Consider the following 13239-nt stretch of genomic DNA (forward strand, 5'->3'; position numbering starts at 1 on the left):
CATCGTTCCTCAGCCCGGCCCGCCGGATGCCAGGGCTGAGGCGGGTAACGCGTGCGGCCAGGTGGTGGCCTCGATCGCGTGCCATTAAGGGCGGGGATCAAGGGGGAGTCACGGGGACCCAGCGCGGGCATGTTGCCGAGGTCAGAGGCGTTTGCCCAGGTGATCAGGCCGTTTTGCAAGCAGGAAGTCAGGGGTTCGAGTCCCGTATGTGCGCGTAGATCACAGATCCGTCGAATCAGAGCCCGGTCTACAGACCGACTTGTCCGCTCTATCGCTGCTGAGCCCAGAAGTCAGTGCTGGAGACTTCGAGTCCATCTGGTGTACCAGTCGAGGAAGGGCACCGGCTCCGTCCATCCGCTGTACGGGAAGCCCCAGCGATCGTGCTTGTGCCAAGGTGCGGACGGCCACCAGTACATGTCCTCGGCCCAGCCCATCTCGGTCATCCACACCGTGTCGGCAAGGTCGCCGTTCATCGCCAGCATGCTGATCCACGTGCAGCCGTGGCCACAGAGGAACATGGTTCCGGGCATCGGCTTGTCGAACCAGAGGATGGGCTTGGTGCCCTCGGCCGCGAGCTGTGGCAGGCGGGACACGTGGGCGCGACTGATCGGGAAAGAAGCTGATACGGAGACTGCGGCTTCCGGTTCCTCCGCGAACCTTTGCTGCTCGCGCAGAGTTTCGTCAATGATCCACTCCAGATTAAGCACCGGGCCAGGCTGGACGCCTGGTCCGAACCGGAGGAGGAACGAGCGGAACTCCTCGGGCAGAGGCGCCCCCACGACGCCTTCGAGCGCCTGTACTTCTTCCTCGGACAGCGGCGCGATAGCCGACAGGTCGGTGAGCTGGGCGAGTTCGTTGCCCAGTTGGGCCAAGCTGACCTCTGATCGCATGCCATCCTCCTCAGGCACTACAAGGGAGTTCGGGCAGGTTGGTGCGGCAGCGCATACAGTAGCGCCGATTAGCACGATCACTTGCAATGAAGTCAGCCACGCGCGGCGCAGGTATTGGACCAGGCTTACTGTACAGCAGCCGGGTACAGCAACGTCGGCTTACACGAGCACATCCCACCGGCCCTTAACTACCGACCAAGCAGGGCGAGAAGCTCTCTACGTCGAGACTGGCACCCGTTTGCAAGCAGGATGTCAGGAGTTCGAATCTCCTAGGCTCCACCCAAAGAAAACCCAGGTCAGGGCACATATCCCGACCTGGGTTTCGCGTTTCAACGGGCCTGTTTCGACTTCCGTGCCCGCTGCGTGCCCGATGCCTTCGTGAGCTGGTCGCGGGCGAGCGAGTCGAGCGGCGCCGCGCCGCGCCGCCGTACGCCCCGCGCCGGCGCCCTCGCGCCGCGCAGTTCACGCGGCTATGGCGGGATGTCTTCCAAACTGGTTGGCAAAGCACCAAGCCTTTCCTGCCCTCGCAGCTTTGCTCATGAAGCACCACACTTGCTGATGTGCATTGGAGGAGACGAGTGATCAAGGAAGATTCGCTACGGTTCCGGGCGAGACGAATACGGCGCTACCAACTGATGATCGTTCCGTGTGCTGCTCTGGTCCTCATAGGCGGGGCCTACCTGACTAACCACGGCGGATCGGAGAAAGCAGGTCGACCAGTCACCACACCGACCGGGGAGGACAGCGGGTCGAACGCGAAGATCATCGATAAAGAGCAGATCATCGACCTTGACACCTTCAGTGAGAAGGACGATCCAATGTGGCCGCTGATCGAGGAGCTTCGAAAGACCGCCCCTCAGATCGACTCCACGGCTCCGAGCTCCACGGGAGATTGATCACGCCTGTCGAGCAGTTGCATTTCCCGTTGCAGTACAGGACCGTTCAGACCCGTTCAGGGTGGACCGCACAGGGCCTCTGGTTGCAATGAACCGTCCAGGGTTCCCGGGTTGCATGCTTCCAGAGACATAGGGCGATGACGGCCTCCGGTGCTATCCAGCATCCCCGGCGTCGTGCCCGATCGCCTACGGTAAGCCGTACCCATGCGGGGAGGCGCGGTGCAATGCCGAAGACCGTCTCGAAGAGCGTACAGTCGTGCCCGTCGCGTGCCCGATGGGACGGGAAACGAGGGGGAACAGCGGGGAGTCACGGGGAACGCAATCAAGGCCCTGATCTGCGTCTTCGCAGGTGAAGAAAGATCGGCATGCGTCTTTGCAAGCAGGAAGTCAGGTTTCTGGTCTAAACGCCTCCGGCGGGGGCGCTCGGCTCCGGGATGATCAGGTGGGGGAGATGTGCGCGTCCGCGCTGGTGAGGACCCCGCTCGGGTTGCAGTTTGGGTTGCAGTTCACCACCGTTCAAGGCCGTTCCAGGAGGACCCGCCGGGCGCGTTGGTGCAGCTTGAACCACTCTGAACGGCCAAGATCCGAGCTGCTAATGCGGTTTGGGTCTACAGCCCATCCGGGGTTCAAATCCCCGAGCCTCCGCACCTCAAAGGCCCTCTCCCGTTCTACGGGCGAGGGCCTTTTTCGTGTCCAGAAGTGTCCCTTAACGTCCAGTCTGCGGGCACAGTGTGAGCACACTGAGACTGATCATGGAGTTCTCCCGCGTCGCGGGATCATCGCGACCGTCGCCGTAGTTCGACTTCGAGCCGGCGGCCGCAGGGCTGGTCCACTTCCCCCAAGGGCGGCGGACGCCGTCCGGTGATGGTTCAGGATGCGAGGACACCGCCATCCGAGTCACGCTCTGGGCGCGTCACCGATGGCGATGGGCTCCGGATTCACCCGGGGATGTCGTCGCCTGCCATGTCGTACTCCGATTCGCACCGGTTACCGGCCTGCCACGCCGCCGGCACGGACAAGGACGCGCGTGTGGTGTCCCGGAGACCGTCCGGGACACCACACGCGCGACGGCGATCAGCGTTACGGGGTATCGCCCAGCTCGTCGACGTAGCCGGTGGACTCGAAGGTCTGCCGGAGCAACGGCGTGGCGTTCCCCTTCTCGATGACGTCCAGCTCCAGGACGCCACCGGTCCGCTCGTCGAAGATCAGCCGGTAGGTGATCCTGCCGGGCCTGCCGGCGTCGTCGGGTCCGAGCGTGTCGAGGGCGACCCCGGTACGCCCCAGCCCGTCGGTCATCCCGGCCTGCGACCTCAGCCCCGAGGCGGAGTCGGCCAGCACCTGGAACAGAGCCGAGCGGGTGCCGGGCGCGATCGGCGCGATCAGCAGGTCCCAGGCCGTCGAGGACAGGTAGGCGGTGAAATCGTCCCCGTCCCGTTTGGCGGGGCTCTCCGCGTACAGCGCCTTGAGCTTCGCCTTCAGACCCGCCTTGTCCTTGGGCAGCTTCGAGAGGTTCGACCAGGTCACGCTGGGGTTGACGATCGACACGACGCGCTCGGCGCCGCTGTCGGCACCACTGGAGGGCGCGCCCTTCTCTTCGGTGGTGCGCGGCTTGTCACCGCCGGACAGCTGGGGCGACCCGGACCGCTTCCACTTCGCCTCGTCCTCCGGAGAGGAAAAAGTGATCTTCACGTCCTGGTTCGAGATGACACGGCCCGCCGTGCCCTTGAGCGAGCGCCAGGTCTCCGTCGTATCGGCCTTGGTCGCCTCGTAGGACAACTGCGTGCTCTTCAGCTCGGCGGCCTTCTCGGCGAAGTCCTTCTCGTACGCCTTGAGCTCGGCGGGCCTGCCCTTCAGCTCCTCCCGCTTGGTCGTCCGCTCGTCGAGCAGCATCTTCATCGCGGTCGTGTAGGTGTCCGGGTCCATCTGGATCAACTGGGTGGTGCGCACCCGCGAGTACCAGACCTGGCCGGCGCCGATCGGCTCCTCGGCGGCCACCTTCGCCACCGCCAGCAGGACGGTCCGGGTGTTCACGGTCTTCGGGCCGGTGGAGGTGCCGGGGGCGCCCGTGCCGTCCCCGGCTGACACGGTCTTCCCCCCGGCGGCCTGTCCGGGAGCGGGACTCCCCGGGGCGAGCTGCGGGACGATGATCGCGGCGGCGGCGAGCGCGGCAACGGCCGTACCCGCGATGAGGTAGAGCGGGCGGCGCTCGGACACGCGGAATCTCCGGGCGTGAGGAGCGGTCCGGGGAGTCTGGAACGCGCGGGCGAGATCGTCCGAGCGGTGCCGCTGGTAGGCGTCCTCGGTGAGCGCGTCGGGACGCAGCGTGGTGAGCAGTTCGCTGAGGGAGTCTCTGTCGTTCATCTCTGTTCCTGGAGGGTGAACGGGGCGTGGGGATGTAGCGCGTCCGCGAGGCGACGGCGTGCCCGGTGGAGCCGGACGTTGTACGTGCGGGCCGAGCAGCCCGCCGCCTGCGCCGCCTGCGCGGGCGACAGGCCGAACCAGCTCGCGAGGATGACCGCCTCGATGTCCTGCTCGCGCAGTCCGGCGAGCACGGCGAGGGCCTCCTGCCGGTTCGCGACCCGTTCGGCGACGTCCGCCTCGACGAGGGTGCTCAACTGGGCGAGCCGGGCGACCAGGTCGTCACCGCGCGACCGCCGGGCGCGCTGGTTGCGCAGCAGGTTCCTGGCGACGCCGAGCAACCACGGCAATGGCGGATCGGGCACATCCTCCAAGCGCCGCCAGGCGACGAGGAAGGTCTCGCTGGTCACGTCCTCCGCCATGGCCGGCTCGGCACGCAGCAGGGCGTATCCCAGTACGTTCCGGTAGTGCCGGTCGTAGAGGTCGGTGAATCGTTCTTCGGGATCGTCCACGCTAAGAACTGCTTCGAGGGACCGTCTGGATTACCTTCATCCTCGAAAAAATTACCGCCTCCCCATCGGGCGGCGGCATCCGCCGGCCGCCTGGGCGGCGGGCGGCGGGCGGCGCTTCGCGCTGGTTAATCGAGTGGATGGTGAAGCGCGCGCTGACATATTCTGCGGGAACCGCGGACGCGCAGTGGTCGCGGCCGTGATCGCCAAGACGTCGATGATTCACGACGTCGACATGCCGTCCGTGCTGTGGCCGCGATGCCCGAAACGCGATCCAGGAATCGTCGACAACGGCCCTACTGCATGGCCGTCCTCGACGCGTCGCCTGGTCGATGAGTCCCGCCTCTGGTGGCCGAGCGGCGGGCGAAGCTCGCCGTCCTGCTTCGGCCGACGCCTCAGCCCAAGGAACCGACCGTGCAGGAGGAAGCGCCGTGAGCTGGACCAAGCACTCCACGCCTGAGTTCCGCGCCATCACCGACTCGACGACGATCCTGCGCTGCCAGGTCGGCTCAGGCGTCCACGGCACGAACATCGCCGGCACTGACGATCGTGACGAAATGGGCATCTGCGTCGAACCCGCCGACTACGTGATCGGCCTCACCGGCTACGGTCTCGGGCTCGAGCACTTCGACCAGTACGTCTTCCGCACCCAGCCCGAGGGCGCGCGGTCCGGGCCCGGCGACCTGGACCTGACCATCTATGGCCTCAGGAAGTGGATGCGACTGGCCGTCACCGGCAATCCCACCGTGCTGCTGCCGCTGTTCGTCCCTCCCGAGGAGATCGTCACCATCACCCCGCTCGGAGAGGACCTGCGCGGCCACGCCGACATGATCCTGTCGCGCCGGGCCGGTGACCGGTTCCTCGGCTACCTCCGCGCGCAACGCGACCGCATGGTGGAGCACCCGGACGGCAAGCGCACCAACCGGCCCGAGCTGATCGCGAAGTACGGTTTCGACGTCAAGTACGCCGGCCACATGGTCCGCCTCGGAGTCCAGGGCGTCGAACTGCTCGAGACCGGCCGCATCACCCTGCCCATGCCGGAGCCGTGGCGGGCCTGGATCGTGGACCTGCGGCAGGGCGCGCACACCCGGGACGAAGCCCTGGCCGTCGCGGCTGACCTGGAGGACCGCCTCGAGCGGCTCATCCCGACGTGCGACCTGCCCGACGAGCCGGACATGGGGCGCGTCAACCAGTGGCTCGTCTCGGCGTACCAGAGCACCTGGGAGGCGTGAGTTCGGACGGATCCGGCATGGACGACGTAACGGCCACCGCCGGCCGTCCACATGACGATCCTGGGCCGGAGTACTCTGCCGATGGTCTACTACGCATTGGCGATATCAGGGCGGGAGCGGCGATGAGCGCCGAAGACCGGATCGAACGTGCCAAGACGCTCTATGAACGGGCGGTGTTCGGCGGCGACGCCAGTGTGCTGACCGACGCCGAACGGGCCCTGGACGCGGTGGAGGCCGATGCCGCGTTGGCCCGTGGGCGGATCCTGCATGCGCGCTTCCTCAGTGAGCGCGCCATCGCCGGCTCGTCACCCGTCGAGGACCCGGCTGAGCTGCCGTTGTTCGAGCGCGCGATCGAGCTGTACCGGGCGCTGGGCGACACGCGCGGCGAGGCCGAGGCGTTGTTCTGGATCGGCTGCCTCCATCAGGTCATCCGGCGTGACAACGAGACCGCGGTTCCGGAACTGGAGCAGTCGTTCAAGCTGGCGGCGCAGGTCGGCGACAGGCCGACCCAGTCCGAGGCCTTGCGGCACTTGGGCATCGCGGCACACATGGCCGGTCGGCCGGATGAAGCGCGCGAGCGGCTGGAGGAGTCGTCGCGGCTGAGCAGGGAGGTCGGGGCCCTGCCGATCGTGGCCGCCAACATGGTCGGGCTGGCCTACATCGCCGCCGCCCAGGACCGCCGGGCGGACGCGCTCGCGACACTCGACGAGGCGCACGCCATCGCACAGGCGCATGGTGCCCATGCCATCGTGCGGCACATCGAGCAGGCAAGAACGGAGATCTAGGCGCACGATCACGCCAGACGCCCAAGCTGCCAACGCCAAGACCGACCACGACTGATACCGACGCACCTCGACCGTCGGCCAGAGTCCACATAATGATCCCCAGCTGACCCGCGATCAGCATGGGCGTTCCCGAATTTGCCATGGGCTCACCGACATGGGCGCGGGTCATTTCCGCGTCGACCCTTCCGCGGGGCTCACCGCCCCTGCCGCCGATGCCGTTCGAGGTCGTCCAGCCCGCGCTGGCAGACGGCCAACTGGATGTTGTCGCTGCCGGCATTGGCCAGCACCACGGTCGCCACGATCGGCTCATGACACGGCGGGGTGCCGTGCTGGCTGCAGCCACCGTTGGCGGCCGTGCCCTTCTGGTCGTTGTACCAACTCCGAGGCTGAGCCGGACGGATGATTTCCACGACTGTCGACTTCATACCGGTAAAGGTAGGAAAGCACCTCTTCGCTGGCAACCCGTTCCCCGGAATAGGGCATTAAGTCTCACTTATCCGATTTTAACGCGATGGATTCGAGACCTCCCATGTGGCTCATGGGGAGGTGTGCGCAGCCGTTTCCCGAGGCCGCGGCCGAGCAACCGATGGTCCGGGAGCTCAGTGCCGCCCGTTTCCAGAAAATCCCTCATAGTCACGGTATGTACGGCAGGATGACGGGTCCTGGTCGCTTTCCCGGAATAGACGGGTGCTGGAGACGCCATGTCGGTCCTACTGATCCTTGCTGTAGTCGTCTGCGTTGTGGCGGTGATCGGAGGAATCCTCATCATCGCCCTCGCCCGCAGACGCCGCCGTGCGGGAAAGGACACCGAATACTGGAAATCGGTGGAGCGCGTCGGGTTCGCGTGCACGGTGGTCTGCACTCCCCTCGCATTGGCGTTGTCGGTCGTGGCGCCGATCGTGACGCAGGCCGCCGTCCCTCCGCCATTGTCCTCCTCGGACACGTCGTCGGCTGTGAGCACGCCTGGTGACGTGGCGTTACCGAGCCCGGAGCGGCCTTCCCGAGTGGCGAGCGATCCCCCGGGTCAGCCCAAGGTGCTGCTGAGCGGCACGGGATTCGCCTTGGGTCCCCCGTCGGCGTTTCCCGCCCCAGAGACCGACAAGATCGACCTGGACACTGGGGAGAGGGGTTACGGGCCGATCGTCGAGCAATGGCAGATCGACGCCCAACCCGACAACGGCCGGCGGACGGATCTCATCATCGAGAAGACCCAAGTCCACGCCTTCAGTGAGGGGGACAGGACCTTTACGGTTCTGAGCGATCAGGAGGCAGGGACTCGCGGCTCGTGCGTGAACGCGCTCGCGCTGGATTCGGAGCGGATCGGCCGTCTCTCGCTGCGCGAGATCGAGCAAGGTTCTCGGCTCTGCGTAGAAACGGATGAAAAGCGAGTCGCCCTGGTAACCATCGGACTTGTCTCCTCTGGTCCCGTGCTGTCGATCGACTACGTCACCTGGGACGCCGCATAGGGCGAGCGACCGGCTGAGCCGACCCTGTGAGCCGGCGTTGGCGAAGCCGACGCGGAGCTTGCGCTTTTCGGGTTGGCCGGTTTCTCTTCCGTGGGTTGCGGTGGGGCGGTCGCGTCTTCGCGCGTCGGTGGCGGCCGGTGTTCACGCGGGAGCCCTCCGGATCGCCGGGCCCGTGAAGGCGGTCGGCGGGGGGACTACAGCGAGTTCTTCCCGTGAGACGGGGAGGGAGCACTCACCGGATGTCCTGCTGCCGGCATGGTGCGGGGACGAGCGGGGTGGTCACTCCCTGCCGGGCAGTCGTACGGTGATCGTGAGGCCGCCGTGGTCGCGGCGTTCGGCGGCGACGGTGCCGCCGTGCGCGGCGGCGATGGCCCGGACGATGGACAGGCCGAGGCCGCTGCCGTGCTCGGAGTCCAGCCGGTCGCCGTGCAGCCGCCGGAACGGCTGGAAGATGGCCTCGATCTCGCCGGGCGGCACGGCGGCGCCGGTGTTCTCGACCACCAGCTCCACCATGTCGCCGCTCCGCCGGGTGGTCACCCACGCCTCGCCGTCGCGAAGGTTGTGCCTGATCGCGTTCTCCACGAGGTTCTGTGTCAGCCGTTCGACGAGCGCCGCGTCACCGGCGGTGGGTGCGCATCGCGGCGTGCTGTGCACGGTGACGCCGCGTTCCTTCGCCTCCGCCGCCGCCTGGTCCACGGCGTGCTCGGCCACGTCGGCCAGGTCGAACGGGCTGCGGTCGAGGATCGGCCGCTCGCCTTCGGCCAGGGCGAGCAGGCCGTCGACCAGCCGCTGGTGCCTGGCGTTGACCAGGAGCAGCGACTCGCCGAGCCGCCGGACCTGCGCGGGCGCGCCGGGCTCGCGGACCGCCACCTCCACCAGCGTGCGGTTGACGGCGAGCGGGGTGCGCAGCTCGTGCGAGGCGTTGGAGATGAACCGCCGCTGCCCGTCCACGACGCGGGCCAGCCGGCCGAGCATGCCGTCGAAGATGTCGGCCAGTTCCTTGACCTCGTCGACCGGGCCGTCGTAGCCGATGCGCTCGGTCAGGTCGTGGCTCTGCGCGACGCGCCGGGCGGCGAGCGTCACCCTCCGGGCGGGACGGAGCGTCCAGCCGGCCGCCCACCAGCCGGCCGCGCCGGCGATCACGGTGGCGCCGGACAGGGCCAGGGCTCCCCAGACGCGCACGGCGTTCAGGGTGGTGGCCAGGTAGACCCGTTGGACCCCCTGCTCGTAGCCGAACCGGATGTCGTCCTTCGGCACCCATTCGCCGGACGGCATCTGGACCAGAAGGGAGCCCGTTTCCTGGGGCAGAGGGCCGAGGCTCCGCTGGACGACGAAGAGGAGGGTGCCCAGCAGCAGGGCGCCGATCAGGAAGGACATTCCTCCGAACATCAGGGCGAACCGCACCCGGATGGAGGTCTTCATGGGATGCGGTACCCAACGCCGGGGACGGTCTCGATGACCTGGGGCTCGCCCAGTTTGCGGCGCAGCTTCACCATCGTGGTCCGCACGGTGTTGGTGAAGGCGTCGACGCGCTCGTCCCACGCCTTCTCCAGCAGGACCTCGGCCGAGACGACGGTGCCACGGGCGCGCAGCAGCTCGGCGAGCAGGCCGAACTCCTTGCGGGCCAGCGGGACGTACCGGCCGGCGCGGAAGACCTGGCGGTGGGCGGGGTCGAGGGTGATGTCCCCGCGCCGCAGTACCGGCGGATCGGCGGGGGTGGCGCGCCGGCCCAGAGAGCGGACCCGGGCCACCAGCTCCTCGAAGGCGAACGGCTTGGTCAGGTAGTCGTCGGCGCCGAGGGACAGTCCGGCCACGCGGTCGCGGACGTCGCCCGCGGCGGTGAGCATGAGGATCCGGACCAGGCCGCCCGCGTCGACCGCCTTCCGGCAGACGTCGTCGCCGTGCACGCCCGGCAGGTCGCGGTCGAGGACGAGCACGTCGTAATGGTGGGCGGCGAGCCGTAGCAGGGCGGCCGCGCCGTCGTAGGCGACGTCCACGGTCAGCGTCTCGCCGCGAAGGCCCGCCGCGATCGAGTCGGCGAGCATCCGCTCGTCCTCGGCGACCAGGACTCGCATCGTGCCCCTCCCGTCGTCCTCCGCGCCCGCACGCGCTTCGCGGGCGAGCACCAGGCTGGCAGCGGCGGAATAACGCGGGCGTAACCAAATGAGGTTACGTCGCCTTGATCGGCCGTTTGGTGGACTTCCCCCGTCGTCCGCACCATCCCCTGGACATCCTCGGAATCCCGATGTCGTTCGCCTCCCCCTTGTTCCTGTGGTTCTTCATGCCGGCCACGCTGGCCGCCTGCTGGTCGCTCCCGGCGCGTCACCGCGACGCGGTGGTCGCCGCGGCCAGCCTGGTCTTCTACACCTGGGGCGCCGGACCGTACACCCTGCTGCTGCTCGCGGCCGTCGCCGTCAACTACGGCGCCGGGCTCGCCCTCGGCTCGCCCCGGCTGCGCGACCGGCCCGGGGCGCGCCGCGGCGTGCTGCTGGCGGCCGCCGGGTGGGACGTGGCGGTGCTGGCGGTGTGGAAGTACGCCGGTTTCGCCGGCCGGCAGGTGGACGCGCTGGCGGGGGCGCTGGGGCTCGGCCACACCCCGATCGTGGCCCTGGCGCTGCCGATCGGAATCTCGTTCTTCACCTTCCACCACCTGTCGTACGTGGTGGACGTCTACCGGGGCAGCACGCCCGCGCAGCGGAGTCCCGTGCGGTTCGTCACCTACATCGCGATGTTCCCGCAGCTCGTCGCCGGGCCGATCGTCCGGTACCACGAGATCGCGGGGCAGCTCGGCGACGTCCGGCGCGACCGCCTCGGCGACCTCGCCGCGGGCTTCCCGCGCTTCGCCCTGGGCCTGGCCAAGAAGGTGGTCGTCGCCGACTCGCTCGCCCCCGTCGCGGACGCGGCGTTCGCGCAGGCGGGCGGCCAGATCACCACCCCGACGGCGTGGCTAGGGGCGTCCGCCTACGCTCTGCAGATCTACTTCGACTTCTCCGGCTACTCGGACATGGCCGTCGGCCTGGGCGCGATGGCAGGGTTCCGGTTACCGGAGAACTTCGACCGGCCGTACACGGCGTACTCCGTCACCGACTTCTGGCGGCGCTGGCACATGTCGCTGTCCCGCTGGTTCCGCGACTACGTGTACATCCCGCTCGGCGGCAACCGGGGCGGCGCGCCGAGGACGTACCGCAACCTGCTGACCGTCTTCGCGCTCTGCGGCCTGTGGCACGGCGCCGACTGGACCTTCCTGGTGTGGGGCCTGTACCACGGGGCCCTGCTGGTGGCAGAACGGCTGCTCGGCTGGGACCGTCCGCCCGCCGCCGCGTGGGCGGCCGTGCTGCGCCGCGGCGCCACTCTGCTGCTGGTCGTGGTCGGCTGGGTGGTCTTCCGGGCGGAGAGCATGCCGGAGGCGTGGGGCATGCTGCGGGCGATGTTCACCTGGCGTCCCGGCGAGCTCGACGAGTTCGTCGCGTACGCCGCGAACCGTCAGCGGATGCTCGTCTTCGCGGCCGCGCTCGCCGTGGTGGCGCTGCCGGCCGGGCCGGCGCTCGGCCCGCTGATCGAGACGGGCCGGGGACCGGCGGCGCGGGTCGCGCGCGCCGCGGTGACCTGGGTGGCCGCCCCTTACGCGGCGATGCTGGTCGCCGCCGGCACGTTCAGCCCCTTCCTCTATTACCAGTTCTGACCGGGTTCGCGGGAAAGGACACCGATGACCACTGTGCGGCCCGGAACGGCGCCGCCCCGGGCCAGGGGCCGCACGGCACGGCGGGCGGTGGCGCCGCTGGCGGCGGCGCTGTTCTTCTTCGGCCCCGCCCTGGCCTTCGCCGCGGGCGACCGCGCGGTGGAGATCGAGAACCGGAGGCTGCCGGATTTCCCGGCGCTGTCGCGCGGCTGGGACGTCATCCCGGACGCGGAGGCGTGGACGACCGCCCACCTGCCGCTGCGGCGGTACGCGGTACGCGCGGACGCCGCCCTGTCGGAGCTCCTGTTCGGGCACGCGCCGTCGCACGCGAGGGCGGGCCGGCCGGGCTACCCGCGGGTGGTGGAAGGGCGCGACGGCTGGCTCTACTTCGGCGATGACGTGACCGAGGCGTGCCGGCCGCGCCGTCCGGTCGCCGCGACCCTCGAACGCCTGCGCCGCCTGGCCGAGATCGTGCGCGGGTCCGGCCGGCGGTTCCTGGTCGCCGTCGCCCCCGACAAGACCACCGTGTACCCGGGCCGGCTGCCGGACCGATTCCCCGGCCAGGACTGCCTGGGCGAACGCAAGCGGGAGTTCTGGGCCGCGCTGCGGGCGGCACGCCTGCCCGGCTACGTGGATCTGCGGGGCCCGCTGGAACGGACGCAGCGCGACTCCGGCGCGCCGGCGTACTGGCGGACCGACAGCCACTGGACCGAGCGCTCCGCGGGACTGTACGGCGCCGAACTCGCCCGTGCCCTCGACGCCGGACTGTCCCAGCACACCCGGCTGGTCAGGGCGGGACAGGGGGTGCGTGACGGCGACCTCGGCCGACTGCTGGGCGTGCCCCGCGAGGAGACCGTCGAGCGGTGGCGCCTGGACCGGGACGGCGTGCGCCGGCTACGCCAGGACGACAGCGAGCTGCCGGTGTCCTTCCGCACCGCCAACGCCTCCGCCCGCGCGCCGCTGTACCGGCGAAGGACGCTGCTCATCGGCGACTCCTTCACCCGCAACTCCCTGCCGTGGGTGCTGCCCTACTTCGCCGACCTCACCTACCTGCGCAGCGACGCCTCCGCGACGGCCGGGCCCGAGCAGGTCGCGCGGAAGGTGGCCGCGAGCGAGACGGTGGTGGTCGAGATCGTGGAGCGCCACCTGGTCGGAGGTCACGCGGAGATACTGGACGACGCCGTGCTCGCCGCCCTCGAACGGGCCCTGTGAGGCGGCCGCCGCGTATGCGAAAGCCGCTCGACGCCCGAGAGTCCTGCGACGACACCGCCTGTCTCGGCCGCGCCGGATAACGCTCTGCCGCGTTCCGGAAAAGGCTCTTCTGTTCCGGTTTCGACCCTTGGCATCCGGTGACTCTCGCGGGCGAAGCCGTCGGCGCCCAGCTCGCCGGCACACAGCCCAGATGGCCATTTCCTTTATTTCGG

The 13239-nt window shown here is 69.0% G+C and carries 12 protein-coding genes; 6 read left to right on the forward strand and 6 right to left on the reverse strand.

Annotation, left to right across the window (positions count from 1 at the left end; genetic code table 11):
- Nucleotides 1–290: 290 nt before the first annotated feature.
- Nucleotides 291–890 (reverse strand): SMI1/KNR4 family protein, encoded by a 600-nt coding sequence (locus tag ACFO60_RS09665; protein WP_380839266.1) that lies wholly within the window; start codon nt 888–890, stop codon nt 291–293.
- 578 nt (nt 891–1468) lie between these two features.
- Here ACFO60_RS09665 and ACFO60_RS09670 point away from each other — a divergent pair.
- The gene (locus tag ACFO60_RS09670; RefSeq protein WP_380839268.1) at nt 1469–1786 is read left to right on the forward strand and encodes a hypothetical protein; all 318 of its coding nucleotides are present in this window, start codon (nt 1469–1471) and stop codon (nt 1784–1786) included.
- A 1080-nt stretch (nt 1787–2866) separates the two neighbouring features.
- On the opposite strand, the gene ACFO60_RS09675 is transcribed toward ACFO60_RS09670, so the two are convergent.
- Together ACFO60_RS09675 and ACFO60_RS09680 are read right to left on the reverse strand one after the other, a co-directional pair.
- Nucleotides 2867–4147 (reverse strand): hypothetical protein, encoded by a 1281-nt coding sequence (locus ACFO60_RS09675; protein ID WP_380839269.1) that lies wholly within the window; start codon nt 4145–4147, stop codon nt 2867–2869.
- Nucleotides 4144–4656, reverse strand: a complete 513-nt coding sequence (locus tag ACFO60_RS09680) for an RNA polymerase sigma factor (protein WP_380839270.1) — start codon at nt 4654–4656, stop codon at nt 4144–4146. Before ACFO60_RS09680 ends, ACFO60_RS09675 begins: the two co-directional genes overlap by 4 nt.
- Before the next feature lie 428 nt (nt 4657–5084).
- Between ACFO60_RS09680 and ACFO60_RS09685 the strand changes: the two genes are divergently transcribed.
- Both ACFO60_RS09685 and ACFO60_RS09690 read left to right on the forward strand, forming a co-directional pair.
- A complete protein-coding gene (locus ACFO60_RS09685; RefSeq protein WP_380839273.1) occupies nt 5085–5885 on the forward strand; it encodes a nucleotidyltransferase domain-containing protein in 801 nt (266 codons plus the stop codon).
- A 122-nt stretch (nt 5886–6007) separates the two neighbouring features.
- The gene (locus tag ACFO60_RS09690; protein WP_380839275.1) at nt 6008–6670 is read left to right on the forward strand and encodes a tetratricopeptide repeat protein; all 663 of its coding nucleotides are present in this window, start codon (nt 6008–6010) and stop codon (nt 6668–6670) included.
- Nucleotides 6671–6864: 194 nt separating this feature from the next.
- Here the strand turns inward: ACFO60_RS09690 and ACFO60_RS09695 are convergent, their stop codons facing one another.
- Nucleotides 6865–7095, reverse strand: coding sequence for a hypothetical protein (locus tag ACFO60_RS09695; protein ID WP_380839277.1), 231 nt, complete (start codon nt 7093–7095; stop codon nt 6865–6867).
- A gap of 276 nt (nt 7096–7371) precedes the next feature.
- On the opposite strand from ACFO60_RS09695, the gene ACFO60_RS09700 reads away from it, so the two are divergent.
- A complete protein-coding gene (locus ACFO60_RS09700; protein WP_380839278.1) occupies nt 7372–8136 on the forward strand; it encodes a hypothetical protein in 765 nt (254 codons plus the stop codon).
- Between the two features lie 279 nt (nt 8137–8415).
- Here the strand turns inward: ACFO60_RS09700 and ACFO60_RS09705 are convergent, their stop codons facing one another.
- Both ACFO60_RS09705 and ACFO60_RS09710 read right to left on the reverse strand, forming a co-directional pair.
- Entirely contained in the window at nt 8416–9558 is a 1143-nt protein-coding gene (locus tag ACFO60_RS09705; protein ID WP_380839280.1) for a sensor histidine kinase, read from the reverse strand.
- Nucleotides 9555–10211: a response regulator transcription factor gene (locus ACFO60_RS09710; protein WP_380839282.1), complete on the reverse strand. Its 657-nt coding sequence runs from the start codon at nt 10209–10211 to the stop codon at nt 9555–9557. The genes ACFO60_RS09705 and ACFO60_RS09710 overlap by 4 nt, the downstream gene beginning before the upstream one ends.
- A 104-nt stretch (nt 10212–10315) precedes the next feature.
- Here ACFO60_RS09710 and ACFO60_RS09715 point away from each other — a divergent pair, with 104 nt between their 5' ends.
- Together ACFO60_RS09715 and ACFO60_RS09720 are read left to right on the forward strand one after the other, a co-directional pair.
- Nucleotides 10316–11818: an MBOAT family O-acyltransferase gene (locus tag ACFO60_RS09715; RefSeq protein WP_380839284.1), complete on the forward strand. Its 1503-nt coding sequence runs from the start codon at nt 10316–10318 to the stop codon at nt 11816–11818.
- Between the two features lie 24 nt (nt 11819–11842).
- A complete protein-coding gene (locus tag ACFO60_RS09720) occupies nt 11843–13027 on the forward strand; it encodes an alginate O-acetyltransferase AlgX-related protein (protein WP_380839286.1) in 1185 nt (394 codons plus the stop codon).
- The last annotated feature ends 212 nt before the right edge of the window (nt 13028–13239 follow it).

Source organism: Sphaerisporangium dianthi (genome assembly GCF_042654065.1).
Classification (GTDB): domain Bacteria; phylum Actinomycetota; class Actinomycetes; order Streptosporangiales; family Streptosporangiaceae; genus Sphaerisporangium; species Sphaerisporangium dianthi.